Annotated in this window: 20 protein-coding genes; 12 read left to right on the top strand and 8 right to left on the bottom strand. The window is 74.5% G+C overall.

Going from position 1 to position 26994, the window contains the following annotated elements; genetic code table 11:
* Window positions 1–17: 17 nt before the first annotated feature.
* The 4 genes from BBH68_RS30470 to BBH68_RS44110 all read right to left on the bottom strand — a co-directional run bounded on the left by BBH68_RS30470 (window position 18) and on the right by BBH68_RS44110 (window position 6392).
* Window positions 18–2927 (bottom strand): helix-turn-helix transcriptional regulator, encoded by a 2910-nt coding sequence (locus BBH68_RS30470; RefSeq protein WP_065966961.1) that lies wholly within the window; start codon window positions 2925–2927, stop codon window positions 18–20.
* A gap of 375 nt (window positions 2928–3302) precedes the next feature.
* Entirely contained in the window at window positions 3303–3821 is a 519-nt protein-coding gene (locus BBH68_RS30465) for an ATP-binding protein (protein ID WP_065966960.1), read from the bottom strand.
* Window positions 3818–4012 (bottom strand): DUF5999 family protein, encoded by a 195-nt coding sequence (locus BBH68_RS39875; protein ID WP_076972067.1) that lies wholly within the window; start codon window positions 4010–4012, stop codon window positions 3818–3820. Before BBH68_RS39875 ends, BBH68_RS30465 begins: the two co-directional genes overlap by 4 nt.
* A 163-nt stretch (window positions 4013–4175) precedes the next feature.
* A complete protein-coding gene (locus BBH68_RS44110) occupies window positions 4176–6392 on the bottom strand; it encodes an ATP-binding protein (RefSeq protein ID WP_065966959.1) in 2217 nt (738 codons plus the stop codon).
* A gap of 292 nt (window positions 6393–6684) precedes the next feature.
* On the opposite strand from BBH68_RS44110, the gene BBH68_RS30455 reads away from it, so the two are divergent.
* Together BBH68_RS30455 and BBH68_RS30450 are read left to right on the top strand one after the other, a co-directional pair.
* Window positions 6685–8973: an ATP-binding protein gene (locus BBH68_RS30455; RefSeq protein WP_079151289.1), complete on the top strand. Its 2289-nt coding sequence runs from the start codon at window positions 6685–6687 to the stop codon at window positions 8971–8973.
* Between the two features lie 151 nt (window positions 8974–9124).
* Window positions 9125–10936: a pyridoxal phosphate-dependent aminotransferase gene (locus BBH68_RS30450; RefSeq protein WP_076972068.1), complete on the top strand. Its 1812-nt coding sequence runs from the start codon at window positions 9125–9127 to the stop codon at window positions 10934–10936.
* Window positions 10937–10978: 42 nt separating this feature from the next.
* Here BBH68_RS30450 and BBH68_RS30445 read toward each other — a convergent pair whose 3' ends face one another.
* A complete protein-coding gene (locus tag BBH68_RS30445; RefSeq protein ID WP_245738374.1) occupies window positions 10979–11380 on the bottom strand; it encodes a hypothetical protein in 402 nt (133 codons plus the stop codon).
* Between the two features lie 129 nt (window positions 11381–11509).
* Here BBH68_RS30445 and BBH68_RS30440 point away from each other — a divergent pair, with 129 nt between their 5' ends.
* From BBH68_RS30440 to BBH68_RS30425, 4 genes are all read left to right on the top strand, one after another.
* Window positions 11510–12370, top strand: coding sequence for a helix-turn-helix domain-containing protein (locus tag BBH68_RS30440; protein WP_065966956.1), 861 nt, complete (start codon window positions 11510–11512; stop codon window positions 12368–12370).
* Complete coding sequence (locus BBH68_RS30435; protein WP_065966955.1) at window positions 12371–12607, top strand: DUF397 domain-containing protein; 237 nt, start codon at window positions 12371–12373, stop codon at window positions 12605–12607.
* Window positions 12608–12671: 64 nt separating this feature from the next.
* Complete coding sequence (locus tag BBH68_RS30430; RefSeq protein WP_065966954.1) at window positions 12672–13481, top strand: SAM-dependent methyltransferase; 810 nt, start codon at window positions 12672–12674, stop codon at window positions 13479–13481.
* 1705 nt (window positions 13482–15186) lie between these two features.
* Complete coding sequence (locus tag BBH68_RS30425; protein WP_065966953.1) at window positions 15187–16455, top strand: transglycosylase family protein; 1269 nt, start codon at window positions 15187–15189, stop codon at window positions 16453–16455.
* 137 nt (window positions 16456–16592) lie between these two features.
* Here BBH68_RS30425 and BBH68_RS30420 read toward each other — a convergent pair whose 3' ends face one another.
* Window positions 16593–17324: a DUF429 domain-containing protein gene (locus BBH68_RS30420; protein ID WP_065966952.1), complete on the bottom strand. Its 732-nt coding sequence runs from the start codon at window positions 17322–17324 to the stop codon at window positions 16593–16595.
* Between the two features lie 57 nt (window positions 17325–17381).
* Here BBH68_RS30420 and BBH68_RS30415 point away from each other — a divergent pair, with 57 nt between their 5' ends.
* The gene (locus BBH68_RS30415; RefSeq protein WP_065966951.1) at window positions 17382–18032 is read left to right on the top strand and encodes a DUF4291 domain-containing protein; all 651 of its coding nucleotides are present in this window, start codon (window positions 17382–17384) and stop codon (window positions 18030–18032) included.
* Between the two features lie 64 nt (window positions 18033–18096).
* Here BBH68_RS30415 and BBH68_RS30410 read toward each other — a convergent pair whose 3' ends face one another.
* Window positions 18097–18672 carry a helix-turn-helix domain-containing protein gene (locus BBH68_RS30410; protein WP_065966950.1) on the bottom strand — a complete coding sequence of 192 codons (576 nt, stop codon included), beginning with the start codon at window positions 18670–18672 and terminating at the stop codon, window positions 18097–18099.
* A gap of 47 nt (window positions 18673–18719) precedes the next feature.
* Here BBH68_RS30410 and BBH68_RS30405 point away from each other — a divergent pair, with 47 nt between their 5' ends.
* From BBH68_RS30405 to BBH68_RS30395, 3 genes are all read left to right on the top strand, one after another.
* Window positions 18720–19262, top strand: coding sequence for a GNAT family N-acetyltransferase (locus tag BBH68_RS30405; protein ID WP_065966949.1), 543 nt, complete (start codon window positions 18720–18722; stop codon window positions 19260–19262).
* A 73-nt stretch (window positions 19263–19335) separates the two neighbouring features.
* On the top strand, window positions 19336–19752 hold the full coding sequence (locus tag BBH68_RS30400) for a YchJ family protein (RefSeq protein WP_065966948.1): 417 nt from the start codon (window positions 19336–19338) through the stop codon (window positions 19750–19752).
* Between the two features lie 199 nt (window positions 19753–19951).
* Window positions 19952–23491, top strand: a complete 3540-nt coding sequence (locus BBH68_RS30395) for a phosphodiester glycosidase family protein (RefSeq protein WP_065966947.1) — start codon at window positions 19952–19954, stop codon at window positions 23489–23491.
* A 103-nt stretch (window positions 23492–23594) separates the two neighbouring features.
* Here the strand turns inward: BBH68_RS30395 and BBH68_RS30390 are convergent, their stop codons facing one another.
* The gene (locus BBH68_RS30390; RefSeq protein WP_065966946.1) at window positions 23595–24143 is read right to left on the bottom strand and encodes a tyrosine-type recombinase/integrase; all 549 of its coding nucleotides are present in this window, start codon (window positions 24141–24143) and stop codon (window positions 23595–23597) included.
* Window positions 24144–24299: 156 nt separating this feature from the next.
* Between BBH68_RS30390 and BBH68_RS30385 the strand changes: the two genes are divergently transcribed.
* Window positions 24300–24803 carry a metallophosphoesterase family protein gene (locus BBH68_RS30385; protein WP_065966945.1) on the top strand — a complete coding sequence of 168 codons (504 nt, stop codon included), beginning with the start codon at window positions 24300–24302 and terminating at the stop codon, window positions 24801–24803.
* 125 nt (window positions 24804–24928) lie between these two features.
* Window positions 24929–26974 carry an NAD(+) synthase gene (locus BBH68_RS30380; protein ID WP_065966944.1) on the top strand — a complete coding sequence of 682 codons (2046 nt, stop codon included), beginning with the start codon at window positions 24929–24931 and terminating at the stop codon, window positions 26972–26974.
* Window positions 26975–26994: the final 20 nt, after the last annotated feature.

Genomic DNA, 26994 nt, shown 5'->3' with positions numbered 1-26994 from the left:
GGCGACGGGTCTCCCGCTCAGCTCCGGCCGCGGGAGGCGGACACCCAGGCCGGCGCCCGGGGCCCGGGGGGCTCCGAGGCGCGCAGCGCCGCCCCGAGCTCGCCGCGCTGACCGACGCTCAGCTTCCGGTAGACACTCGTCAGGTGCATCTCCACGGTGCGCACAGTGACGAAGAGGGATTCCGCGATCTCCCGGTTGCCCGCCCCGCCCGCGGCGAGCTGGGCGACCGTGCGCTCCATGCCGGTCAGCAGGTCCACCGGCGAGGCGGTGATCTCCCGCATCCGCCCCCCGGAGGCGACCAGCCTCCGCCGCGCCTCCTTGGCGAGCGCCAGCGCACCGCAGCGCCAGGCGAGGTCCGCGGCGGTGCGCAGCCGCTCACGCGCCCCGCGCGGGTCGCCCGCCTCCAGCAGCGCCCCGCCCAGCAGGTACTCGGCCCGCGCGTGCTCGGCCCGGGCCGGTGACCGGGACAGCAGTTCCACCGCCCGGCCCAGCAGTTCGACGCCCCGCCGCCCCCCGGCGGTCACCCCCTCGGCGAGCGCGGCCAGCCCGAGCGCGCGCGGCGTCCCCCACCGGCGGGCCAGCCCGGAGCCCCACTCGACGAGGTCCCGGGCCTCCTCGGGGCGCTTCAGCTCGGCGAGCACACAGGCCGCCTCCGCCCACCAGGGCGCGAACGCCGGGTTGGTGAAGCCCGTCTCCTCCAGGGACCTGCCGCAGTCCAGCAGCAGCCCGAGCGCCGCCTCACGGTCGCCCAGCGCCCACCGGGCCCGCGCCCGCGCCATCAGATACCAGTGGTACTCGAGCACGAACCCGTCCAGGTTCGGGCGGGCGATCCGGTCCAGCAGCGCCTCGGCCCGCTCCGGCTCGCCGCGGTCGACGAGCGCGGTGGCCAGCGCGGTCTGCGGCATGGTCACATGCCCGTTCCACCGCTCCTCCGCGATGATCTCCACCGCGGTCTGGGCGTCCGCCAGCGCGTCGGTGATCTCGCCCATCGCGTGCCGCACCAGGGCGCGGGTGGACAGGCCGAGCACATACGTCCACACCGCCGCGTTCTCCTGGCTGTGGCGCAGCGCGCGGTCGAGCCCCTCGAGCGAGTCCCGCGCCTCGTCGGCGAGGCCGAGCGTGAACGCGGAGAAGATCAGCGGCAGGGTGCCGGACTCGGCGTCCCGCGACCGCTGGGCGCGCCGGGCCTGCCGTACCGCGCGCTCCACCGAGCGGCCGTCCATCGCCGTCAGCACGCTCATCATGGCCAGCGTCTGGCGCTGCGCCGGGGTGTCCCCGGCGGGGGCCGCCATCCGCGCGAAACGGCCGCGGACGGCCGCGATCGTGGCCTTCTCGTCGCAGCCGGTGATCAGCAGCACCGACTGGACGAGGGCGCGCAGCTCACGGTCCGCCGGGTCGGGGTCGGGCCCCAGCTCGGCCTCGAGGGCGTCCAGGACCTCGCCGAGCACCCGCACCGCGGCGGGCGCCCGCTGCACGGTCAGACAGGCCATGGCCAGCTGGACGGCGAGCGTCGCGCGGACCCGTACGTCCACGGCCAGCGCGAGCGCCTCCTCCAGCAGGGCGATGGCCTCGGGCGGGTTGATCTCCGCGAGCGACCTGGCCAGCTGGGCGCGCGCCGACACGCTCTCCGGCTCCGCCTCCAGGACCCGGTACAGATAGCGGACCGCCGCCTCCGGGGCGCCCCGGCTCTCGGCCCCCGCGGCCGCCTCCCGCAGCACCCGCCGCATCCACGGCTGGTCCACCGCGGGCACCAGCAGCAGTTGGCCCGCGACCTCCTCGGCGGGCCGCCCGGCGTCGCTGAGCAGCAGGGCCGCCCGGGCCCGCAGCTCGCCCAGCTCCTCGGCGGCCGCCGAGTCCAGCACGGCCGAGCGCACCACGTCGTGCGTCAGCTCCGTCCGGTCGTCGGCCACCACCTCGGCGCGCCGCAGCGCCGCCAGGGCCTCCTCGACCATCGCGGCGGGCACCCCGGCCAGCGCCCCGACGTGGTCCACGTCCTCCTCACCGAGCACCGCGATCGCCGTGGCCACATCGCGCGCCCAGGGGCGCAGCCCGTCCAGCAGGGCGCGCACGCTCGAGCCCACCACGCCCTGGCCCACCTCGGCGACCGCGGCCAGGCCCCTCTCGTCCGGCGAGGCCCCCCTGGCCCGCAGCTCGGCCAGCAGCTTGGTGAGCATCAGCGGATTGCCCCCGGAAACGGCGGCGGCGCGCTCGACGAAGGCGGGGTCGACGGGGGCCGGGAAGGCCCGGCCGACCATCTCCGCGACCCCCTCCTCGGTCAGCGGCTCCAGGCGGATCGCCGTGGAGCGGGGCTGTGCGGCCAGGTCGGCGAGGGCGCCGGGGGCGGCCGGCTCGGTCTCGGTGCGCTGGGCCAGCACCACCAGCAGCGGCAGGTCGTCCGCGCGGCGCAGCAGGAAGTCGAGCCAGCGCAGCGACCGCTCGTCGCACCAGTGCGCGTCGTCCAGGACCAGGACGAGCGGGCCGCTCGACATCAGATTGACGGCGAGCCAGTACAGCCCGTGCAGCACGGGGTAGACGCTCGCGGCCGTGCCGGGCTTCTCCTCCTCGCCGGGGCAGGGCCGCAGGGCGGGCAGCGCCCGGCGGGCGCTGCCCCGCAACAGCGGGGAGTCGCGGGCGGTCTCGGGCTCCGCGAGCCCCAAGCGGCCGAACAGGGCCCGCACCCCGCCGTAGCCGGCGTTGGTGACGACTTCGCCGCACCTGCCGTGGAGCACCGTCATGTCGCGGCAGGCCCCGCCGTTCACGAAGGCGTGCAGCAGACTCGTCTTGCCGATGCCGGCCGGGCCGGACAGCAGGACCAGACCGGCGCGCCCGGAGCGCGCCGCGTCGGCGTGGTCCCGCAGCGCCGCCAGCTCGCGGGTGCGCCCGATGAGGGCGTCGGACAGCCAGGATCCAGCGGTCCGGTCCGTCACCGTAGCCCCCTCGCACCCCAACACGCTGCGATAAGCCGGAAAAGCATGCTACTCGATGCGATCACGAGATTACACGAGTGACACTTATGTGATCAACCGACACGGCAGTGAGCGGTGATGCCTCACGGAATCGGTGTTCGCGCCCCGGGCGCTGGTGGAGCGAGGCGGGGCGGACACGGGAAGGCCCGGGGCCGGAAGTCGCGGTGGAGGGCACTCATCTTCCGGTCCCCGGGCCGTTCGGCATCACGGAGTGCGATGTACCGTCCGATGGCATCTCCCTTCGTCGTGTCGTGTGCGGTGTGACGTGTGCGGTGCGTGTCCCGCGCGGTTCGTGTCGCGCGCGGTCCGTGCCGTGGTTTCGGCGGGGTGTACGGCTCAAGGGGCCTCGGGGTTCGGGCGCCGCTCGGCCTGGGGGCGGACGTGGAGCTCGAACCACACGGTCTTGCCCCCGCCCGTCGGGTGGCTGCCCCAGCAGCGGGCCAGCAGGTCGATCATGTAGAGCCCGCGGCCCCCCTCGTCCTCCTCACCGGCCTCGCAGGCATGCGGCGGCGTGGGGTCGGCGTCCTCCACCTCGCAGCGCACCGCGTCGTCCGCGGGGCACAGGCACAGCGTCAGCCGCACCGGCCCCACGGTGTGCCGCAGCGCGTTGGTGACCACCTCGCTGACCAGCAGCTCGACATCGTCCGCCGGCCCGGGCACGGCCCATACGGCCAGCTGCGACAGGGCCAGCCGACGGGCGGCGGACACCGAGGACGGATGGGACGGCAGCACCCAGGACACCCCCCGGTCGGCGGCGCGGGCACCGCGCCGCGCCGGCCGCCGGAGAGTGCCCGGCGGGTCGGTGAGCGCCACTGCGGGAGGGGGCACCGCCCAGCGGTAGCCGGGGGACTTCATGCGGCCTGCTCCGGGCTGTTACGGGGGGCGGGGACGACGCGACCGTCGGGGAGGAGTTCACCCGTGTCCGCGAAAACCACCACGCCGTTGCACAGGAGGCTCCACCCCTGCTCGGGGTGGGTTGCCACCAGACGGGCCGAGTCGTGGTCGGTCGCGTCGGCGGGCGGGCAGGGAGGCTGATGATCACACATGGCTCGGGCCTTCGATCTTCCGCCGACTTCCGGCGGAATCCGGAATCGAGACCTTCAGCATGCGACCGGGGGCTTCCCCCGGGGAGGGGAGAAATCCCCGCATGGGTACCTGACCCGCCCCCGGGGCCCGCCCCGGCCCCACCTCAAGCGCGCCGAGCCCCCCTCACGCGCCGGCCGAGGCCGCGCGGCGGCCGGGGGCGGGTACCGGGTCGTGGAGGGCGGCGGCCGTCGCCTCGTCGGCCGTCAGCCGCGCCCCGGCCCGGTACGCGACGGCGTACGCCCGGGTGCCCAGTTCGGCCCGCAGGCGGGCGGCGACCTCGTCGTGTACGGCGGCCAGGTGCCGGAAGCCCGCGGGCGAGGCGCCGGTGGCGCTCCACATGGCGTCCGCCGAGCCCAGCAGCCGCGCCCCGTAAGCCGGCCGGCCGCCGAAGGCCGCGGTCCAGGCCAGCACCTCGAGGCACAGCGCCGTCCCCCACCCGTCGCGCACCGCCCACCGGGTCCGCAGGGCGTCGCGCACCAGCGCGGTCGCCCGCCGCCGGTCGCCCCGGCGCCAGGTGTGCAGGCCCAGGGCCCACAGCGCGTAGGAGCGGGTCCACTGGGCCCCGGCCGCCTCGCACAGCGCCAGGCACTCCTCGCCGTAGGCCGACGCCCTGGGGTCGCCGTACAGGGCGCAGGCCATGGTCAGCTGGTAGAGGGCGGTCATCACGCCGTTGCGGTCACCGGCCGCGCGGTGGCCCGCCAGGGCCTGCTCGACGAGGCGGATCGCGCGGGGGAAGTCGCCCTCGTACAGCGCGAGGGCGCCCCGGTGCTGGGTGGCCCGGACCGAGGTGGGCTCGTGCCGGATGCGGAGGGCCAGCTCACGGCACTCGTCGAGCCGGGGCAGGGCCGAGGCGGTGTCCCCCTGGAGCGCCGCGAGCCAGGCGTCCACCCACAGGGCCTTGCCGCGCGCCACGCCGTCCTCGGGGGCCAGCCGCAGCGCCTGGCCGAGCCAGTGGCGGCCCTCGCCCAGGCTGCCGCCGCAGATCCAGTGGGGCCACAGCGAGGCGGCGATCTCCAGCCCCGCGCGCGCCTCGCCGGGCTCGGCGCGGCAGAACTCCAGGGCGGCGCGGACGTTCGCGATCTCGGCGCTCAGCCGGGTCAGCCACTCCTCCTGACGCGGGGTGAGCCACTCCTCCTCGGCCTCGCGCACCAGCGCGCGGCACCAGTCGCGGTGGCGCCGCCGCCACACCGCGACCCGCCCGGAGCCCGCCAGCCGCTCCCGCCCGTACTTGCGGATCGTCTCCAGCAGCCGGTAGCGGACCCGGCCGTCCCGCTCCTCCCGGACCAGAACCGACTTGTCGACCAGCCCGGCCACCAGGTCCAGTACGTCCTCCCGGCCGACTCCCTCCCCGGAGCAGACCTCCTCCGCCGCCCGCAGGTCGAAGTCCCCGGCGAACACCGACACCCGGGCCCACAGGGTCCGCTCGCCCGGGGAGCACAGCTCGAAGCTCCAGTCGACGGCCGCGCGCAGCGTCTCGTGGCGGGAACGGGTGCCGGCCCCCTCCTCCCCCGCGGGCTCCAGACACCGGTCCAGCCGGTCGAGCACCTGTTCGGGGGCGAGGGTCCGCAGTCCGACCGCGGCCAGTTCGATGGCCAGCGGGAGGCCGTCCAGCCGGCCGCACAGCAGGGCCACGGTGTCCCCGTTGTGCGGGCCGAGGGCGAAGCGGGGCGAGGCCCGCGCCGCGCGGGCCACGAAGAGCCGGACCGCGGGGTAGCGGGCCAGTTCCTCGGGGCTGTGCCGCCGGTGCGGCTCGGGCACGCCCAGGGAGGGCACCCACAGGACCACCTCCCCGTGCACCCGCAGCGGCTCGCGGCTGGTGGTCAGCACGCACAGCCGGGGGGCGCGCCGCAGTAGGCGGTCGGCGAGGACCGCGCAGGGCTCCACCAGGTGCTCGCAGTTGTCGAGGACCAGCAGCGCCCGCTTGCCGCTCAGGTGGTCGCCCAGCAACTCCACCACGGGCCGGGCGGCCGGGTCGCGCAGGCCCAGCGCGCTCGCCACGGCCCGCGGGAGCAGCCCGGGGTCCGCGAGCGCGGCGAGTTCGGCCGGCCACACACCGTCCGGGAAGTCTCCCCGCACCAGGTCGGCGACGCCCAGCGCCAGCCGGCTCTTGCCGACGCCCGCGACGCCGGTGAGGGTGAGCAGCCGCGTCCGCCCGAGCAGCCGCCGGGCCTCGGACAGCTCCTCCTCCCGGCCGACGAGCCCGCCCGGGCCGGACAGCCCGCCCCCGTACCCGCCGGGAAGTCCGGGGAGTCCGGGGAGTCCGGGAAGTCCGGGGAGTCCGGGGAGTCCGGGGAGTCCGGGCCCGCCGCCGGGGCCGGACTCGTCATCCCTCACCGCCATGCGATGTCCTTCGCTCGCACCCTTCGCCTCAGCCCTTCGCCCACACCTCTCCTCTCCCTTATGCCCGCCATATCCATTCTTGGAGTATTTCTCACGTTTCTTTGCGTTTCTTGCGTTCCATTCTCCGCGCTCCCCTCCGGCCCCGCTTCCCCTAGCCTGGAAGCGTCGGCCCGGTCCGAGCGCGCGGGGCCTCGTCGGCCGGGACTGGTTCGAGGCATCCATGAGCGCGGTGGCAGCAGGCACCTCGAACGGTCGGCACACCGGAAGGCTGCCGGCCGAGGTGACGAGCTTTGTGGGACGTCGGCACGAGATGGCCGAGGTCAAGCGGATGCTGTCCGCCTCCAGACTGGTGACCTTGACCGGTGTGGGCGGGGTCGGCAAGACCCGGCTGGCGCTGCGGGTGGCCGAGGACGCGCGCCGGGCGTTCCCGGACGGGGTGTGGCTGGTCGAGCTGGCCGCGCTGACCGACCCCGCGCTGCTGGCGCAGAGCGTCAGCGAGGCGCTGGAGCTGCGGGACCACTCCTCCCGGCCCGCGGTCGAGACCCTGGTCGACCATCTGCGGGACAAACAGGCGCTGATCCTCCTGGACAACTGCGAGCAGTTGGTGGAGGACTGCGCGCGGCTCACCGACCGGCTGCTGCGCGAGGCGCCCCGGCTGCGCGTCCTGGCCACCAGCCGGCAGGCGCTGGGCACCGCCGGGGAGCAGACGCTGGCCGTCCCGGCACTGGCGCTGCCGGACGCCGACGGCCCCCGCCTGTCCACCGCGGCCCTGGCGCAGTGCGACGCGGTGCGGCTGTTCGTGGAGCGGGCCGGCGCCATCCTGCCCGGGTTCGCCGTGACCGAGGCCAACCGGGACGCGGTGGAGCGGGTCTGCCGCCAGCTGGACGGCCTTCCGCTGGGCATCGAGCTGGCGGCGGTGCGGCTGCGGGCCCTGTCCGTACAGCAGCTCCTCGACCGGCTGGACGACCGGTTCCGGCTGCTGACCCAGGGCTCCCGGGCGGTCCTGCCGCGCCACCGGACACTGCGGGCGCTCGTCGACTGGAGCTACGACCTGTGCACCGACAAGGAACAGCTGCTGTGGGCCCGGATCTCGGTGTTCGCCGGAAGCCTGGACCTGGAGGCGGCCGAGGCGGTGTGCGGCGGGGACGGCATCGGCCGCGAGGAGGTCCTGGACCTGGTGACCGGGCTGGTGGACAAGTCGGTGCTGATCCGGGAGGACCATCCGGAGGCGGTGCGCTACCGGATGCTGGACACGCTGCGCCACTACGGCCGGGACCGGCTCGCCGCGGCCGGGGAGGAGGCCGTGCGGCTGCGCCGCCACCGCGACTACTACCGGGGGCTGGCGGCCGCGGCGCGCGCGGAGCTGTTCGGCCCCTTCCAGGTGCCGTGGTTCGCCCGGCTCCAGCGGGAGCACACCAATCTGCGCGCCGCGCTGGAGTACAGCTTCGCCGAGCCCGGGCAGGCCACGGTCGGTCTCGGCATCGCCACCGACCTGCTCTACCACTGGATCACCAGCTACTACCTCGCCGAGGGGCGCGGCTGGCTGGACCGGGGCCTGGCGCTGTGCCCCGAGCCCACCGAGGAGCGGGCCCGCGCGCTGTGGACGGACAGCTGGCTGGCCATCATCCAGTTGGACATCGACGCGGCGGCCGACATGCTGGAGGAGTGCCGGGCGCTCGGCGACCGGCTGGGGCAGGACTCGGTGCCGGCCTATGTGGCGCTGTACTCCGGGATGGTCGCCATGTGCCGGGGCAACACCGAGTCCGCGGTCGGGCTGTACGAGGAGGCCGTGGCGCGCCATCGCGCCACCGGCGATCCGGTGGGGCTCGCGCTCGCGCTGATCCGGCTCTCCCTGGCCCATTCCTTCCGGGGCGACGCGGCCCGCGCCGTCGCGGTGGGCGAGGAGTCGCTGGCGGTGTGCGATGCGCACGGGGAGGGCTGGCACCGGGCGTACGCGACGATGGCGCTCGGCGTGGAGGTGTGGCGCCAGGGCGACCACGAGCGGGCGGAGGCCCTGGAGGCGGAGAGCCTGATCTTCAACCGCTCGCTGGACGACCCGCTGGGCGTCGGGGTCAACCTGGAGGTGCTGGCCTGGATCTCGGCCTCGCGGCAGCGGTACCAGCGGGCCGCCAGGCTGCTGGGCGCCCTGCAGAACATCTGGCAGAGCGTCGGCGCCCCGCTGTCCGGGTACGGCCACCTCGTCCGCTACCACGAGGGGTGCGAGGCCGCCACCCGGCAGGCCCTGGGCAAGCAGGCGTTCCAGGCGGCCGTGAAGGAGGGCGCCAGGCTCTCGTACGACGAGGCGATGACGTACGCGCTCCAGGACCGGCTGCCCGGCCCGTCCGCGGCCGGCGAGGCCGAGCCGTCCTCGCCGCTGACCCCACGGGAGACGGAGATAGCGGAACTGGTCGCCCAGGGGCTGAGCAACAAGGAGATCGCGGCGACGCTGGTGATCGCCCAGCGCACCGCCGAGGGCCACATCGAGCGCATCCTGAGCAAACTCGGGTTCAACTCCCGGGCGCAGGTGGCAGTCTGGGTCGCCGGTCAGCGCCGTCCCGAAGACGATGTCGAGGCGGAATGATAACCGCTCACCTGTTCCCCTGTCCCGAACTCCTCAAACACCCCACGAAAATCCTCAGTGTGCCGACATGTGAGGGATCATGCGGCAGGCTCTGGAGACAGAGCAGCAACGGTCGTGTCTGCACGGCCCCGTGACCGAGGAGGGTCCCGCGGTGACTGTTGCCGCAATCGGCAATTCCGGTGGCGCCACGGAGCTGTTCCGTGGCACCCACCACAGCCCGTCCTCTTTCTCGCTCTCCCGCGCGGGAGTGGGCCAGGACGTCGTGGACTTCTGCATCCCCTGCAACCCGTACTTCCCCACCCCCGCGATGTTCGCGGTGCTGGCGGTGCGGCTGCGGGACATCCTCACGTACTACCCGAGCCCGGCCGACACCATCACCGCCGAACTGGCCGGCCTGCTCGGGCTGCAACCACAGACCATGGCGATGGGCAACGGCTCGACCGAGCTCATCACCTGGATCGACCACCTCCTGGTCAAGGAGAGCCTGGCGGTGCCGATCCCCACCTTCGGCCGGTGGACCGACCAGCCGATGGAGACCGGCAAGCGGGTCGACATGTTCCAGCTCCCGGAGGCGGACGGCTTCCGGCTCGACCCGGAGGCGTTCGTCTCCTTCGTACGGTCCAGGGGCTCGCGGGTCGCGGTGATCTGCAACCCGAACAACCCCGACGGCGGGCTGCTGTCCCGGCGGGCCGTCATCTCCATGATGGACGCGCTGGCCGACCTCGACCTGGTCGTCATCGACGAGTCGTTCCTGGAGTTCGCCGACGCCGAGGCGTATCCGAGTGTCGTGGACGAGGCGGTGTTACGGCCGAATGTGATCGTGCTGCGCAGCCTCGGCAAGAACTTCGGTCTACACGGCGTCCGTTTCGGCTATCTGGTCGCCAATCCGGCGCTCGCCGGCCAGATCCGCGCCCGGTTGCCGAAGTGGAATCTCAACTCCTTCGCCGAGGTCATCGTCTTCATGCTGAAGCGGTACCAGCCGGAGTACGCGCAGAGCCTGCGCATGCTCAGCCGGGACCGGCAGGAGATGACGGCCCAGCTGGCCAATCTGCCCGGCCTGACGGTCTACCCGTCCCAGGGCAACTTCGTCTTCGTCAAGCTCCCGGAGGGCGCCGACGGCGCCCAGGTCCGCGACCGGCTGCTGGCGGAACACGGCGTGCTGGTCCGCGAGTGCGGCAACAAGCTGGGCAGCAGCAGCCGGTTCATGCGGCTGGTGGTGCGCTCCCAGCCGGATGTGCGGCGGCTGCTGACCGGGCTGAGCACGGTGCTGTACGGCACCGCCTGGTACGCCCCGCAGCCCTCCTTGGACCACCAGCCGTCCTACGCGCTGGAGCAACAGCCCTCGTACGCGCTGGACGAGCGGTCCTCGTACGCGCAGGCACCGCAGCCGGCGCTCCACCCGGCCGATCCGCTCCAGGCCACGCAGGACGACTACGGGCCGTACGCGGCGCAGCAGGCCGCGCCCGCGGCCTACCTCCAGCCGCAGGCGCAGCCGATGGCCGAGCTGACCCCCGCCGCGTACACCCCCGCCGGCCAGATGCCGCCCTACCAGGCGCCGCTGCCTCAGCCGGCCCCGGCGTTCCACGCGGCGTCCCAGGTCCAGCAGCCGCAGCCGACGGGCGCCTACGCCCGGCTGCGGGCCATGCAGGAGGCCCTGCGGCAGCCGGCGTGGCCCGGCGCCGGGTCCGAGCCCGCGCAGACCGCGGAACAGCCGTCCGGCGGCGGGCGGATGACGGTCTACGCACCGAATCCGGCGTCGGCCGGGGCGGATTCCTCGTCGATGGACGACACCCTGATCTACATGCCGACGGTGGTCACCGACTCCGCCCCCGACCCGGCTCCGGCCTCCGCCCCCGCCAGGCCCGCCCCTGAGCCCCTCGACAGCGAGGCCCCGTCCGGCGGCGGCGCCCTGCGCCGCTATCCGCGCCCGGCCGCGTATCGGCAGGCCGACGGCGTTTCCTGACGGCTGAAGGCGGCTGAAGGCGGCTGAAGGCGGCTGAAGAGCCTAGTCCGGCCAGGACGGGGAGACCCCGGCGACCGCGCAGACGGCGATGTGCAGCACCAGCGGATGGGTGTACGGCACGGTGCCCTCGGGGCGGTGGATCAGCCGGGGGCCCTCGGCCGCCGCGTTCCGCTCCGGTGCGCCGGTCAGCACCGCGCCCACCGAATACTCGGCGATCCCGGGCCAGTTGAGCCCGGAATCCGACCGCGGCGGAACGATCCACCACCACCGGCCGGATGCGGAGTAGACACAGCCCGCCCGGGGCAGCAGCTCCATAACCTGACGCCCCTGCCGCTCCGGCAGGGCGACGGCGTCGTATCCGGCGTCGGCGGCCAGCGGGGGCGGCAGCTCCAGACGCCGTCGGCGGCCGAGCCTGGGCGGCGCCGCGGGAGATGACGGGATCACGACGCCACTATGCGTAACGCCTTGTGCACTTGGCAAGGGGCACTCTGAAAAGTGCAGAGTCGCAAGTGCAGTGTGTCCGCTCCATTCAGGGCATGACACACTTCGGGCATCAGCTGCGGGAGGTAAGAAGTGAGTGAACCGCGCTCCGCCCCGACCGTGGGCCAGGTCGTCCTCGGCAAGCGCCTGCGGGACCTGCGCGAACGGGCGGGTCTCAAGCGCGAGCAGGCCGCCAAGGTGCTGCACGTGGCCCCCGCCACCATCCGCAGGATGGAGACCGCCGAGGTCGCCCTGAAGATCCCGTATGTACGGATGCTGCTGGAGGCCTACGGCGTCACGGGCGACGAGGCCGAGGCGTTCATCGCCCTGACCGAGGAGGCCAACCGGCCCGGCTGGTGGCAGCGGTTCCACGACATCCTGCCGGACTGGTTCAGCGTGCACGTCAGCCTCGAGGGCGCGGCCGCCATCATCCGCGCGTACGAGCCGCACTTCGTCCCCGGCCTGCTCCAGACCGAGGACTACGCCCGGGCCATCATGCGCACCGGCGCCGTCGGCCAGGTCGGCCCCGAGGACACCGAGCGGCATGTCGCCCTGCGCATGGAGCGCCAGGCGCTGCTCACCCGTGAGGACGCCCCCCACCTGTGGGTGGTGATGGACGAGACGGTGCTGCGCCGCCCCGTGGGCACCCCGGAGGTGATGCGGGGGCAGATCGACCGGCTACTGGCGGCCACCGAGCGGCCGAACGTCACCCTGCAGATCGCGGAGTTCTCCTCGGGCCACCACCCGGGCACCTACGGGCCCTTCGTCCTCTTCCGTTTCGCTGTACCCGAACTGCCGGACATGGTCTACGTCGAGTACCTGACCGGCGCCGTCTACCTCGACGAACGTGTCGAGGTGGCCTCCCATCTGGAGGTCATGGACCGCATGGCGGCCCAGGCGGCAACCGCACGACGCACAAAGGAAATCCTCCGGGACTTCCGCAAGGAGCTCTGAATGGATCGCATTTACAACGGCATGCGCGCGGCCGACCTCGGCACCGAGGGCTGGCACAAGCCGTGGAGCGGCGGCAACGGCGGCAACTGCGTCGAGGCCAGGAAACTGGACGACGGCCGGGTCGCGCTCCGTCAGTCCACCGATCCGGAGGGCCCGGCGCTGATCTACACCCGCAACGAGATCATCGCCTTCATCCAGGGCGCCAAGGCCGGCAAGGCCGACTTCCTGGTGTCCTGAGGCACGTCTCCCGACGCACTACTCCCTTCACCCCCCCATCGCGCCGACCCCCATGGAGCGCACCATGCCAGCACCCGAATCCGGCCTCGCCGGAATCGACACCAGCAGGCCCCACCCGGCCCGCGTCTACGACTACATACTCGGCGGCAAGAACAACTACCCGGTCGATGAACAACTCGCCCTGCGGGTCATGGACACCGACCCCACGGTCAGAACCTCCGCCCGGGTCAACCGGCTGTTCATGCACCGCGCGACCGAGTGGCTCGCCCGCACCGGCACCCGCCAGTTCCTCGACATCGGCACCGGCATCCCCACCGAGCCCAACCTCCACCAGATCGCCCAGCGGACGGCCCCCGAGTCCCGCGTGGTCTACACGGACAACGACCCCATCGTGCTCCGCCACGCCGAGGCCCTGCTGCGCAGCACACCGGAGGGGGCCACCCACTATCTCGAAGCGGATGTGCGCGAGCCCGGGAAGATCATGGACCTGGCCGCCGAGGTACTCGACCTGAGCCGGCCGGTCGCCCTCTCCCTCATCTCGCTCATGCACTTCATCCCGGACGAGGACGGCGCCTACGACCTGGTGCACGCCCTGATGGACGCGCTGGCCCCGGGCAGCCACCTGGTGTTCTCCCACGCCACCTCCGACGGCAGCGAGGAGGAGGCGGAGAAGGTCGTGGCCCTCTACCGCGAGGGGGGCGTGACCTTGCGGCCGCGCACCCGGGCGGAGGTCGCGAGGTTCTTCCACGGCCTGGAGCCCGTCGGCCCCGCGCCCGTCCTCGTCTCGCAGTGGCGGCCGGACGCCGAGGCGGAGGAACTCGCGCCCGACGGCCCGAAGGTCACCGTCTACGCGGGCCTGGCGCGCAAGCCCTGAGCGCCGCGGGGCCGTACGGACCACGGCCCCGCCCTGCACCCATGGGGCCGCACGCGACACTCGCCCGCTGCCCCGCGGCAGCGGGCGAGTGTCCGCGGGGGCCGGTCGTGTGCCGGACCGGCCTCGGCCGGCAGCCCGGCCCTCCGCGCGGTCGGCGCGGCTTCTCGGCGTGGGAAGCCTGGGCGCCTGGTGCCCGATGGGCGGTCGGCGGCACGCCGCGGCGCGGCGTGCGCCCCCGGTGGGGCGTCCAACGGGATGTCGTACGCACGGCTACGCCACGTCATGTACGGCGCCGGGCGGGGAACGACCGCCGTGCGCCGTAGGCGCGGTGCGCTCCCCCGGCGGCGCGGGCCCGGGCGTGGCTCCGGGCGGGGGCCCTGGGCGCCTCACCGGCGGTGGAGCCCGGGATAAAGACGCGGGGGCCGGCCCGGTCCCGACGGTGCGGCGGGGAGAGATGATTAACCGCGAACCGCCCCGGCGGGCGGTCTGCGGAGGAAGTCGATGTGAATGCCATGGTATGCGCGGCGGCAGGGCTCCCGCTATACGTGGACCCTCTGATTCTCCGCCAGTTTTCGGGCCCGTGCGGGAGCCCGGATGGCGATCGCCTTTTCGGGAGAAGCACGGCGGCGCGGGTTCGGCGGATCTTTCCCCTATCCCGCCGCTCACCGCTCACCGAGGGGCTCCACCTCACGCCTGGGCCGGATCTGAACGTGTGGGGGACGGAACCGCAAATCGATACGGAAGACAAGGGACGTGCCACCGGCGAGATCTCTTCATAAGGCCTGCCGTGCGACGTGGCACTTCTCCCGTGACGGCCCCGCGCCGCGCACCCCGCACGAGCAGCCGCACGCCCACCCCGCTCCCCCAGGGAGGAGCGGGGCCGCGGGCAGCGGCCCGCGCGGGAAGGCCTCGTCCCCACGCCCCGCACCGGGCGGAACCCCGGCACTCCGGAGCGGGTGAGGATACGAACGGGCGGGAAGGCCCATGGACGGCCGGATATACGACCCGCCGGGGAGCGGAAGCCCCGCCCCGGGCCCGAGCCCGGCTCGAACCCCCGCACCACGCACCGCAAATGCATACGCCCAGGAGGGAACGGCTCACCGCCGACCTCGACCTCCCTCCATCTCCCACCCTCTCCCTATACCGTCCGCCGCGACTCGACGGCGTCCCGCCGAAACAGGCCGGCACGCGTTGACGCGTGGGGCATGGGTCATGAGCCATGAGCCATCGGGCATCACGGAGGGTCAAGGCCGGGCCGTCGCTCGGGCTCCGCGGGCCGTCCCATGGCGCGGCCGTTCTTCTTCTCTCCTTCTCCTTTCGTCTCTCCTCCGTGGCGCGCGGTACCGGTGGGGTCCGGAATCCAATCCCGTGGATTACCCGGCCGTCCCCCACCGGGAAAGACTCATTTCCCGCCCACCCGGCCGCGGCCGGACCCCCGCCGCCGGGCCGGGCCGGGGACGCGCCCGGGGCCGGCGGCGTCCAGGCCGCCGGCCGCGCCGGTCCCGGCCGTGCGCCCCCCGTCCTCCACGCGCCTTGCCGTGCCCGGCTGACGGGGCATCAGCCGCGGCGGGGGTGGCGTTCGACGGCGCTCGGTCGGTCGTGCGGCCCCCTGCGCCTTGCGACCCGCGGGGCCCGGCTGCGGTACTCGTACAGCCCGCCGGGCCGCCGGTGGGCGAGTCGAAAGCTCGTGGAGAGGAACAGGCCCATGGCCCAACGACGAAGTCACCGCCGTTCCGCACCGCCCAGCCGGATCTCGCCCCTGTGTGTCGCCCTCACCGCGGGCAGCGTGGGAATCGTCCTGCCGCTGCTGGGCGCCGAGCCGGCCGCCGCGGCCCCTTCGGAGGCCTGGGACAAGGTCGCCGAGTGCGAGAGCGGCGGGGACTGGGACATCAACACCGGCAACGGGTACTACGGCGGGTTGCAGTTCTCCCAGCACACGTGGGCGGCCTACGGCGGCACCAAGTACGCCGCCCGGGCCGACCTGGCGACCCGGTCCCAGCAGATCGCCGTGGCCGAGGCGGTGCTGCGCCGCCAGGGCCCGGGGGCCTGGCCGGTCTGCTCGGCGCGGGGCCGGCTGACCCGCGACAGCCGGCCCGCGGCCGGCACCGACCACGGCGGCTCCCGCCACTCCGGGGGCTCCCGCCACTCCACGGAGTCCCGCCACTCCACGGGGTCCGGCCACTCCGGAGGCTCCGGCCACGCCGCGGGCTCCGGCGGTTCCCGCCACCGCGCGGCCACCCCACGGCGGCACGCCACCGGCTCCGGGCCGTACCGGGTCAGGCCCGGGGACTCGCTGTCGCGCATCGCGCTGCGCGAGTCGGTCAGCGGCGGCTGGAAGACGCTCTACCGCGCCAACTGGAGCACCGTCGGCCCCGACCCGGACCTCATCCACCCCGGCCAGCGGCTCGCCCTGCCCTCCCGCGGCGGCCAGGCGCGCGAGGCCGCGGCGCACCGGAAGCGGCCGCGCTCCGGGCAGCCGCGCTCCGCGCGCGGCGGCGACACGGCGGAGGGCGCCGCGCGGAGCTCGTCGGACACCCCGGCGCACGGCGCCCGGCGCCCCGCGGCCCGGCGCGCCCATGTGGCACCGGTCAGCGGCCAGGTCGGCACCTCCTACGGCGTCCGGGGCCCGCGCTGGGCCGGCGGCCACCACACCGGCGTGGACTTCGTGGTGCCCGTCGGCACCGGGGTGCGCGCGGCCGCCCCGGGCGTCGTGGTGACCGCGGGCTGGGGCGGCTCCTACGGCTACGAGGTGGTCATCCGGCACGCGAACGGCCTCTACACCCAGTACGCCCACCTGTCCTCGCTCGCGGTGCGCCCCGGCCAGACGGTGGACGCCGGCCGGCGGATCGCCCGCTCCGGGGCCACCGGCAACGCCACCGGACCGCACCTCCACTTCGAGGTGCGCACCGGGCCGCGCTACGGCTCGGACATCGACCCCGTCGCCTATCTGCGCTCGCATGGGGTCGTCGTCTGACGCCCCGACGGGCCTGGTGAAACGGGGAGGCCGCCCGGCGGAGGGGGCCGGGCGGCCTCCCGCACCCAGCAGGACACCGCGGTCAGTGGCGTCCGGGCGAGGGCCCAGTCGGCGGGACGGGGGGGGAGAGGAGGGGGTCAGTACCAGATGGCCACCGGGAGCCCGTCGCGCGTGGTCTGGGGCGGGTCGGGCAGGCTCACCGCGGTGCCGAGGGCGATCCGGTGGGCGCTCCAGGCCGCCGCCGCGGCGTCCAGGACGTCGTCGGGCGGGACGCGGCCGGCCGGGCCGAGGTCGTCCGGCAGGGTGATGCCCCGTTCGCCGAGCAGCCGCCGCCGCTGGGCCTGGCCGTTCCAGCTCTTCTTGCGCCAGGCCACCGGGCGCCCGCCGGCCAGGGCCGCGAAGGAGACCTCCGGGTGCACCTCGTACAGGCGCCGCTCGCCGCCCTCCCGGCAGGCGTTGGCCTCCCGCAGTTTCAGGGCCAGGCCCCAGGACTGGCGGGACAGCCCCGAGCCGGTGAGGCGGCGGCAGCGCTCGTTCGCCGCCTCGTACCCGGACTCCTCCCACACCTGGCGCGGCGGCACCGGGAACACCCGGGAGCGGTGCGGGGCGACCAGGCCGAGCGCCAGCTCGTCCGCGCGGCGCCGCCCCGACTCCAGCAGCCCGAGCGGCATGTCGACCGCCACCACGGCGGCTTCCGGCAGCCGCGCCAGCAGCGCGGCCAGCGCCGGATCGGCGTCGGCGCCCGCGTACCGGCCGTCGCGCAGGACCACCGCCACCCAGCCGCCCGGGCAGGCGTCCACCCCCACGACGCACGGGGCCGCGGGCCCGGCGGGAGGAGGGGTGCGAGAGACATCGCTACGGGGACCCATGGCTCGTATCCTTAATTCGCTGGCCGCACGCGGCACATCCCCGCCACCCTGAGCGGCATGCAAGCACCACCCCATCAGATCCGCGCGCTGCACACGGCCTCCACGGTCACCGTCTACCAGGCGTACGCCCCGCACCTCGGGCTGCCCGCGGCGCGCGACGGCTGCTTCCCGGCCGCCTGGAAGCGCGACCGGATGACCTGGATCAAGCCGTCGTTCCTGTGGATGATGTACCGCTGCGGCTGGGGCGCCAAGGAGGGGCAGGAGACCGTCCTGGCCGTCGAGATCACCCGTGAGGGGTTCGAGTGGGCGCTGGCCCGGGCGTGTCTGTCGCACTACGAGCGCGCACTCCACCCCGACCAGGCGTCCTGGAAGCGCGCGCTCAGGGCCGCCCCCGCCCGCGTCCAGTGGGACCCGGAGCGCGATCTGCGGCTGCGGCCGCTGCCGTACCGCTCCCTGCAACTCGGCCTCGCCGGCGAGGCGGCGCGCCGGTACGCGGACGAGTGGACGGTCTCGATCACCGATGTGACCCCGCTGGCCCACGAGATCCACGCCCTGGTGCGCCGCGACGAGCTGGACGCGGCGGCGAAGCTGCTGCCCGAGGAGCGCCCGTATCCGGCCGGGGACGACCTGCTGCGCCATCTGCGCGGCCCGCGCCGCGACAAGGGCGACGGGGGCCGCGCAGGCCATGAAGACGACGAAGGGCGCTGACGAGCAGGCGCCGCGCCCGCGCGGCGATGGAACCCGCGCGGCAATCGAATATCGCCGGGCCCCGTCAGCGGGTCTGTGCCGCGCGGGGCCGCATGATGAGCGCGGCGACGTGGTAGGCGCAGGGCTCGCGGCCGGGGTTGGCGTAGCCGTGGGCGACGTCGGCGGCGAAGTAAGCCGAGTCCCCCGCGCCGAGCTCCACCGTCCTGCCGCCGAGGGTCAGCCGCAGGGTCCCCGACTCCACGACGACGAACTCGTGGGAGCCCGGGGCGTACGCGGGGAAGGTCCCCGCGTCGCAGCCCGGTGGCAGGGTGGTGCGGATCCATTCGAAGTTGACGCCGGGCACCACGGGTGTGAGGACGGTCCACCGCCACCCTCCGGGCTCCTCGACGGTGTCCTGGTCGGCCGCCCTGCGTACGACGACGCGGCCGTCCTCGGGCTCGGCGACCAGGTCGGCGAGCGGCACGCCGAGCCCGTCGGCGATGCGGGCGAGGACGAGGACCGTGGGCGCCTTCTGGCCGCGCTCCACGGAGGACAGCATGCTCACGCTCACCTCGGCCGCGTCGGCCAGCCGCTGCAGGGTCAGGCCGCGCGCGTGCCGCAGTCCCTGCACGCGGGTGCCGAGGGTCACGAGATCCAGCATTCCTCTATAATAAGCGCTTCTTCCTCTATAGCGAAAAGAGCCCGACCGTGACGCTCCCGGAAGCCGCCATCCGGCCGGCGGTCCGCGCCGATCTGAAGGCCGTCGCCGACATCTACGCCCACTACGTCCGGCACACCGTGGCCACCTTCGACGAGACCCCCCGCTCCACCGCCGACTGGGAGCGGCGGTTCGACGAACTCACCGCCCACGGCCTGCCCTTCCTGGTCGCCGAACTCTCCGGCGACGTGGCCGGGTTCGCGTACGCCGGGCCGTGGCGCCCCAAGCCGGCGTACCGGTACACGGTGGAGGACACCATCTACCTGGCCCCCGACGCCACCGGCCGGGGCCTGGGCAGCGCCCTGCTGGGCCCCCTGATCACCGAGGCCGCCCGCGCGGGCCGGCGGCGGATGATCGCGGTCATCGCGGACACCGGCAGCGACGCCTCCGCCGCCCTGCACCGCCGCTTCGGCTTCACCGACGCCGGCCGGCTGACGGCCGTGGGCCACAAGCACGGCCGCTGGGTCGACACCCTCCTCATGCAGCGGCCCCTGGAAGCCGCGGAAGCCCCGGAAGCCGCGGAGACCGCCTGAGCGCGGCGCGCCGCCCGCGGATGCCCCGGCCCCGGGCCCCGGGCCCCGGGAGGGCAGCGGTCACAATGAAGCCATGTCCCGACGCGCACGACGCCCGCAGCCGCCCCGCCCGGCACCCTGCCCCTGCGGGCTGCCCGCCGCCTACGACGACTGCTGCGGCCCCCTGCACCGCGGCCTGGCCCGGGCGGCCACCCCCGAGCAGCTGATGCGCTCCCGCTACAGCGCCTTCGTCCGCCGGGACGAGGCGTATCTGCTGCGCAGCTGGCACCCCGACACCCGTCCCGCGCGCATCGACTTCGACCCCGCGCTGCGGTGGCGGGGCCTCGACGTCCTCGCCGCCACCGAGGGCAGCGCCTTCCACTCCACCGGCACCGTCGAGTTCCGCGCCCACTACACCGAGGGCGGCCGCGCCGGGGAACTCCACGAGACCAGCCGCTTCACACGCCACGACGGGGACTGGGTCTACCTCGACGGCACCCTCCGCGGCTGAGCCCTCGACGCCCGAGCCCGAACACCCGCACCCTCGACTCCTGAACCGCCCGCGCGAGCCCGGCGCACACCCCCGGCTCGCGTGCCGCGATGTTTCCCAGGATGTTGCCGACGACTCCTGGCGCAAGGTCAACTCCCCCCGGGATGCTGGGGCGCTGTGCGTGTGAACCACGCGAAGCCGACGGTTCCCTGGAGTTGCCGTGCCACCTGTCGCTCTCGCCAGACCCGCGGCGGTCCTGGCCGCGGTGTCCGCCCTGTTGCTGGGCGCCGCCGGCCAGGCCGCCGCCGACAACACCCCCTCCCCCGCCCCCGAGCCGCTGCCCCGGTCCTCCACCGAGATGCTGCGGCCCGTCGCGCCGCCGGCCGCCAGCGGCGCGCGCGGGCGGGACGGGGCCGCGACCCGGTCCGTCGCCGACGGCGACGGCATCGAGACCGCCCGCAGCATACGGCCGGTCGCCCCCGGGGTGAAGCTGACCTCGTACGACCGGCTCGAGTCCGACAAGTGGCTGCGGGTCGACGCGCTGTCGGTGGACCTGGGAGGCGGCGCGAAGGTCGACTACCTCCACCCGGACAAGGTCGCCGCCCGCGAGCCCGTCTCCAAGCTCGCCGCCGAACACGACCCCGGGCCGGGCCGCCGCACCGTCGCCGCCATCAACGGCGACTTCTTCGACATCAACCAGACCGGCGCGCCCGAGGGCAACGGCATCAGCCGCGGCCGGGTGGTCAGTTCGGCCTCAGCGGGCGCGGCCGGCAGCCGTGCCGTCGGCATCGGGCCGGGCGACGCGGGCCGGGTCCTCCAGCTGTACTTCGACGGCACGCTCACCCTCCCCGACGGCCCGCGCCCCCTCGCCGCGCTCAACTCGGCCAACGTGCCCGCCGGGGGCATCGCCGCCTACACCGCCCAGTGGGGGGAGGCGGACCGCGCCCAGACCGTGGACGGCGCGAAGCGCACCGCCGAAGTCGCCGTCGTGGACGGCAGGGTCACCTCCGTGGCCACCGCGCCCGGCAAGGGCGCGATACCCGCCGGCACCACCCTGCTGATCGGCAAGGACGCCGGGGCCGACGTCCTGGCGGGCCTCGCCGTCGGCGACCCGGTCTCCTGGGAGTACCGCCCGCGCCCCGACGCCGGCGAGACCCCGGACACCGCCGTCAGCGGCCGGGAACTCCTGGTCGTGGACGGCAAGGCCGTCGGCCACGACGGCGAGGGCAACAACACCGCCGCCCCGCGCACCGCCGTCGGCTTCTCCCGCGACGGCCGTACGATGCAGGTCCTCACCGTGGACGGGCGGCAGGCCGACAGCGGTGGCGTCACGCTCACCGAACTCGGCGTGATGATGAAGGACGCGGGCTCCTACAGCGCGCTCAACCTCGACGGCGGCGGCTCCTCCACCCTGGTGGCCCGCGAGCCCGGCAGCGACACCGCGCGGGTGGAGAACAGCCCGTCCGACGGCAGCGAGCGCACCGTCCCCAACGGCCTGGCGTTCACCGCCCCCGACGGCAGCGGCCGGCTCAAGGGCTTCTGGGTGGAGACGGCGGCCGACCCCGGGTCGGCCCCCACCGCCGACCCGGTCAGGGGCGGCCACCCCGAGCGCGTCTTCCCCGGACTGACCCGCCGGCTCACCGCGGCCGGATACGACGAGACGTACGGCCCCGCCGCGGGCACCCCCACCTGGCGGGCGGCCGACCCCCACGTCGGGCGGGTCGGCACCGACGGCACCTTCACCGCCCGGCACAGCGGCGCCACGAAGGTCACGGCCCGCCGGGGAGCCGCGCACGGCGACATCGCGCTGACCGTGCTCGACGAACTCGACCGGATCCAGCCCACCACCCGGCTGATCGGCCTGAAGGACGCCGACGCCACCGGCCGCTTCGGGGTGGTCGGCCTGGACGCGCACGGCGCCGGCGCCCCCGTCGAACCCTCCGACGTCCGGCTCGACTACGACCACGAGCTCTTCGACATCACCCCCGACCCGGACTCGGGGGACTTCACCGTCAAGGCCCACGGCGGACAGGGCGCCGGCCAGGTCAAGGTCACCGTCGCGGGCACCACGACCGTGCTCGCGGTCACCGTGGGGCTGACCGAACGCCCGGAGGCCGACTTCGACGACGCCGCGCGGTGGACGTTCAGCCAGGCCCGCGCCTCCGGCTCGATCGCCGCCACCCCCGAAGGACACAGCGGCACCGGCCTGGAGCTGACCTACGACTTCACCCAGTCCACCGCCACCCGCGCCGCCTACGTCAGCCCGCCGCAGCAGATCGCCGTGGAGGGCCAGCCGCAGTCCTTCGGGCTGTGGATCAAGGGTGACGGCAAGGGGGCCTGGCCCACGCTCCACCTCAAGGACGCGGCGGGCTCCGACCAGTTGCTGCGCGGCCCCTACATCACCTGGACCGGCTGGCGACATGTCGACTTCGCCGTCCCGGCCGGGGTCTCGTACCCGCTGAAGGTCCAGCGCTTCTACCTCGCCGAGACCGGCGCCACCCGCCAGTACACCGGCCGGATCACCATCGACGACCTGACCGCCCAGGTCCCGCCCGCCGTGGACCTGCCCGCGCGGGCGACCCACCCGGACCCGCTCATCGGCACCGCCGCCCGCGCCGAGGGCCGGGACTGGCGGTTCGCCGTCATGTCGGACGCCCAGTTCGTGGCCCGCGACCCGGACAGCGCCATCGTCGCCCAGGCCCGCCGCACCCTGCGGGAGATCAAGGCGGCCCGCCCCGACCTCCTCGTCATCGACGGCGACCTGGTCGACGAGGGCTCCCCCGCCGACCTCGCCTTCGCCCGGAAGGTCCTCACCGAGGAGCTGGGCGACACCGTGCCCTGGACGTATGTGCCGGGCAACCACGAGGTGATGGGCGGCAGGATCGACAACTTCGAGGCCGAATTCGGCCCCGCCCACCGCGTCTTCGACCACCGCGGCACCCGCTTCATCACCCTGGACACCTCCAGCCTGAGCCTGCGCGGCGGCGGCTTCGACCAGATCCAGGCGTTGCGCGCCCAGCTCGACGCCGCGGCGAAGGACCCGGACATCGGCTCGGTGATGGTGATCCAGCACGTGCCCCCGCGCGACCCCACCCCCCAGCAGGGCAGCCAGCTCGGCGACCGCAAGGAGGCCGCGCTGCTGGAGAACTGGCTCGCGGAGTTCCGCCGCACCACCGGCAAGGGCGCCGCGTTCATCGGCGGCCACGTGGGCACCTTCCACGCCTCACGCGTCGACGGCGTGCCGTACCTGATCAACGGCAACTCGGGCAAGAACCCCGCCACCCCGCCCGGCCAGGGCGGCTTCACCGGCTGGTCCATGGTCGGCGTCGACGAGGTCTCCGAGCACCAGCGGACCCGCGCCCGCCAGGCCCCCTGGACCGGCGGACCCGACTGGGTGTCCGTCCAGACCCGGCCCCATGTCGACGGCACCGGCGGGCTGACCCTGGCCGCCCCGGCCGAACTGCCCGCCGGGCAGGACGCCGAGGTCGCCGCGACCCTGCTCCAGGGAGGGGGCGCCGACCCCCGCCGGGTGCCCGTCGCCTTCCCGGTGAGCGCGGACTGGACCGGTTCGCCGAACCTCTTCATCGGCGACCCCGACAAGGCCCGGCACCGGCCGCGTTACGTCGCCGCGTACGACCCGGCGACGGGCCGGCTCACCGCGCTGCGCCCGGGCACGGCCACCCTCGCGGTGACGGTGAACGGGGTGACGGCCAAGGCGGGCTTCGACGTCACCGCCCAGCGGCTCAGCGCCGCGGGCTAGGCGCCGTTCGGGCCGTCCCGGCCTGGGCCGGGACGGCCCGCGACTCCGCCCACGGCACCCCCGGTCGCCGCCGGGGGTGCCCCACCCGCCGGTCGCCTCCCCCTCAGGTCCGTGACCAGACGCGGCGGAGCTGTTCGAAGCGGGTGGGCAGCGGGGGGCGGCGGGCGGCGTGGGTGGCGTTGGTGCGGTGGACGAAGCGGCGCCAGGAGAGTACGAGACCCTGGCGGGTGATGGGCAGCCCGGCGGCGACGGTGACGCCGTTGTCGTGGGTGTGGTGCACCGTGAGCAGCAGGGCCTTCGGCACCGTCCCCTCCAGCTCCGCGCACAGCTCCTGACGCACCCGCAGCCAGCGGCGCAGCACGATGACCGTGCCCGGGTCCAGGCCGTGCCGGCGCGGGACGCGGTGCTTGCCGTGTTCGATGGTCACCCAGCGCGCGTCGAGGTCCAGCGCGTCGGTGGTGCAGCGCAGCAGGTCCCCGTAGCGCGCGCCGGTGGCCCGGGCCAGCCCGACCACCACGGCGAGCCGCACCGTCTCGGGCAGGGCCCCGTCCTCCAGCGCCTGCACCGACAGCAGCCGCCACACCCACTCCGCCTCGGCGGCCGACACCACCGGACGCGGATAGCGGTCCGTCGCCTTCTCCTGCTCCGCCATCACCGTTCACCCCTCCCGGCTTGCCCTACCCGGCTCCGAGGCCTACCCCGTTCCGCCGCTTGGCACACTATTTTTCACTCATCGGGTCGCGTCGCACGTTACGCGGCCCCTCCGACACGGCGGGCGTCCGGCGGGCCCGCGCGGTAGGGTCGCCGGGTGCGGTTGCTGCTGATGGCCGACACCCATGTCCCCCGGCGCGCCAGGGAGCTCCCCGAGGAGCTGCTGGCCGAGGTGGCGCGCGCCGATGTGGTGGTCCACGCCGGCGACTGGGTGGACACCGCCACCCTCGACCTGCTCCAGGCCCGCTCCCGGCGGCTGATCGGGGTGTACGGCAACAACGACGGCCCGGCGCTGCGGGCGCGGCTGCCGGAGGTGGCGTACGCGGAGCTGGGCGGGGTACGCGTGGGCGTGGTGCACGAGACGGGGCCGGCACGGGGGCGGGAGGCACGTTGCGCCGAGCGTTTCCCGGAGCTGGACGTGCTGGTGTTCGGGCACAGCCACATTCCGTGGGACTCCGTGGCCGGGGACCGGCTGCGGCTGCTCAACCCGGGCTCGCCCACCGACCGGCGCAGACAGCCGTACCGCACCTATATGACGGCCGAGGTGTCGTCGGGGCGGCTGTCCGGCGTGGAGCTGCACCGGCTGCCGCCCCGCCGCTGACCTGGCGGCCGGTGCCGGGGGAACCCGCGGCCCGCCGCAGCGCCGCGCGGGGCCGGGTGGCATGCTGCTGGGACCGCGCCGGCAGGGCACGGTCGATGTGATCCACTGCATTCGAGGACGTCACGTTGAACTTCTGGTCGATCTATCAGCACGGCTTCGCGCGCGTCGCCGCGTGTACGGGCCACACCGCCATCGCCGACCCGCCGGCCAACGCCGAAGCGGTCCTGCGGCAAGCGCGCCGGTGCGCGCGGGAGGGGGTGGCGGTCGCCGTCTTCCCCGAGCTGGGCCTGTGCGGCTACTCGATCGAGGACCTGCTGCTGCAGGACGCGTTGCTCGACGAGGTGGAGGCGGCGCTCGAGACGGTGGTGGCCGGGTCGGCGGAGCTGCTGCCGGTGCTGGTCGTCGGCGCCCCGCTGCGCCATCGCAACCGGATCTACAACTGCGCGGTGGTGGTGCACCGCGGCCGGATCCTCGGCGTCGCGCCCAAGTCGTACCTGCCGAACTACCGGGAGTTCTACGAGCGGCGGCAGATCGCCGCGGGCGACGACGAGCGCGGCGGGACGATCCGGGTCGGCGGCGCGACGGTGCCGTTCGGGGTGGATCTGCTCTTCGCGGCGCAGGACGTGCCCGGGCTGGTGGTGCACGCGGAGATCTGCGAGGACATGTGGGTGCCGGTGCCCCCGAGCGCGGAGGCGGCCCTGGCCGGGGCGACCGTGCTCGTCAACCTGTCGGGCAGCCCGATCACGGTCGGCCGGGCCGAGGACCGGCGGCTGCTGTGCCGCGCGGCGTCCTCGCGCTGCCTGGCCGCGTATGTCTACGCGGCGGCCGGCCAGGGCGAGTCGACCACCGACCTGTCCTGGGACGGCCAGACCATGATCTACGAGAACGGGGTGCTGCTGGCCGAGACCGACCGGTTCCCGGCCGACGACCGGTGCGCGGTGGCCGACGTGGACCTGGATCTGCTGCGGCAGGAGCGGCAGCGGATGGGCACGTTCGACGACAACCGCCGCACCCACGCCGCGCGCGCCGACGGCTTCCGGGAGGTGTCGTTCCGGCTCGACCCGCCGACGGCCGACCTCGGGCTGCGGCGTCGCCTGGAGCGCTTCCCGTTCGTACCGGCCGACCCGGACCGCCTCGCCCTGGACTGCTACGAGGCGTACAACATCCAGGTCGCGGGGCTCCAGCAGCGGCTGGCGGCGATCGGCGGCCCGAAGGTGGTCATCGGGGTGTCGGGCGGTCTCGACTCCACCCACGCGCTGATCGTCGCGGCCCGGGCGATGGACCGCGCGGGCCGCCCGCGCAGCGACATCCTGGCCTTCACCCTGCCGGGCTTCGCCACCAGCGACCACACCAAGGACAACGCCCACAAGCTGATGCGCGCGCTCGGAGTCACCGCGGCCGAGCTGGACATCACCCCGACCGCGCGGCTGATGCTGCGCGAGATGGGCCACCCCTTCGCGTCCGGCGAGCCGGTGTACGACGTCACCTTCGAGAATGTGCAGGCCGGGCTGCGCACCGACTACCTGTTCCGGCTGGCCAACCAGCGCGGGGGCATCGTGCTCGGCACCGGCGACCTGTCGGAGCTGGCGCTGGGCTGGTCCACCTACGGCGTGGGCGACCAGATGAGCCACTACAACGTCAACTCGGGGGTGCCGAAGACGCTGATCCAGCACCTGATCCGCTGGGTCATCAACAGCGGCCAGTTCGACGAGGAGACCGGCTCGACGCTGGCCGCGATCCTCGACACGGAGATCAGCCCGGAGCTGGTGCCGGGCGAAGAGCTGCAGTCCACCGAGTCCAAGATCGGTCCGTACGCGCTGCACGACTTCACCCTCTTCCACGTGCTGCGCTACGGATTCCGGCCGTCGAAGATCGCCTTCCTGGCCTGGCACGCCTGGCACGACCGGGAGGCCGGCGACTGGCCGCCGAACTTCCCGGAGGCCAAGCGGGCGGCGTACGACCTGCCGGAGATCCGGCGCTGGCTGGAGGTCTTCTGCCGCCGCTTCTTCGCGTTCGCGCAGTTCAAGCGCTCCGCGATGCCGAACGGTCCGAAGGTCTCGGCCGGCGGTTCGCTCTCGCCGCGCGGTGACTGGCGCGCGCCGTCCGACGGTACGGCCCATGCCTGGCTGCGCGACCTCGCCCGGTTCGACGCGCCGGAGGCCGGGCGGTAGCCGGCGCCTCCGCGCGCCCC

This window comes from Streptomyces sparsogenes (assembly GCF_001704635.1).
Lineage (GTDB): Bacteria > Actinomycetota > Actinomycetes > Streptomycetales > Streptomycetaceae > Streptomyces > Streptomyces sparsogenes.
The sequence above is the reverse complement of the archived record's forward strand: the minus strand, read 5'-3'. Positions and strand labels throughout refer to the sequence as shown.

Excerpts from the sequence above, each read along its gene's own strand:
- BBH68_RS30465 (WP_065966960.1), bottom strand. The coding sequence starts at position 3,821 with ATGAAGTCCCCCGGCTACCGCTGGGCGGTGCCCCCTCCCGCAGTGGCG.
- BBH68_RS39875 (WP_076972067.1), bottom strand. The coding sequence starts at position 4,012 with ATGTGTGATCATCAGCCTCCCTGCCCGCCCGCCGACGCGACCGACCAC.
- BBH68_RS44110 (WP_065966959.1), bottom strand. The coding sequence starts at position 6,392 with ATGGCGGTGAGGGATGACGAGTCCGGCCCCGGCGGCGGGCCCGGACTC.
- BBH68_RS30435 (WP_065966955.1), top strand. The coding sequence starts at position 12,371 with ATGGATCGCATTTACAACGGCATGCGCGCGGCCGACCTCGGCACCGAG.
- BBH68_RS30430 (WP_065966954.1), top strand. The coding sequence starts at position 12,672 with ATGCCAGCACCCGAATCCGGCCTCGCCGGAATCGACACCAGCAGGCCC.
- BBH68_RS30425 (WP_065966953.1), top strand. The coding sequence starts at position 15,187 with ATGGCCCAACGACGAAGTCACCGCCGTTCCGCACCGCCCAGCCGGATC.
- BBH68_RS30420 (WP_065966952.1), bottom strand. The coding sequence starts at position 17,324 with ATGGGTCCCCGTAGCGATGTCTCTCGCACCCCTCCTCCCGCCGGGCCC.
- BBH68_RS30415 (WP_065966951.1), top strand. The coding sequence starts at position 17,382 with ATGCAAGCACCACCCCATCAGATCCGCGCGCTGCACACGGCCTCCACG.
- BBH68_RS30410 (WP_065966950.1), bottom strand. The coding sequence starts at position 18,672 with ATGCTGGATCTCGTGACCCTCGGCACCCGCGTGCAGGGACTGCGGCAC.
- BBH68_RS30400 (WP_065966948.1), top strand. The coding sequence starts at position 19,336 with ATGTCCCGACGCGCACGACGCCCGCAGCCGCCCCGCCCGGCACCCTGC.
- BBH68_RS30390 (WP_065966946.1), bottom strand. The coding sequence starts at position 24,143 with ATGGCGGAGCAGGAGAAGGCGACGGACCGCTATCCGCGTCCGGTGGTG.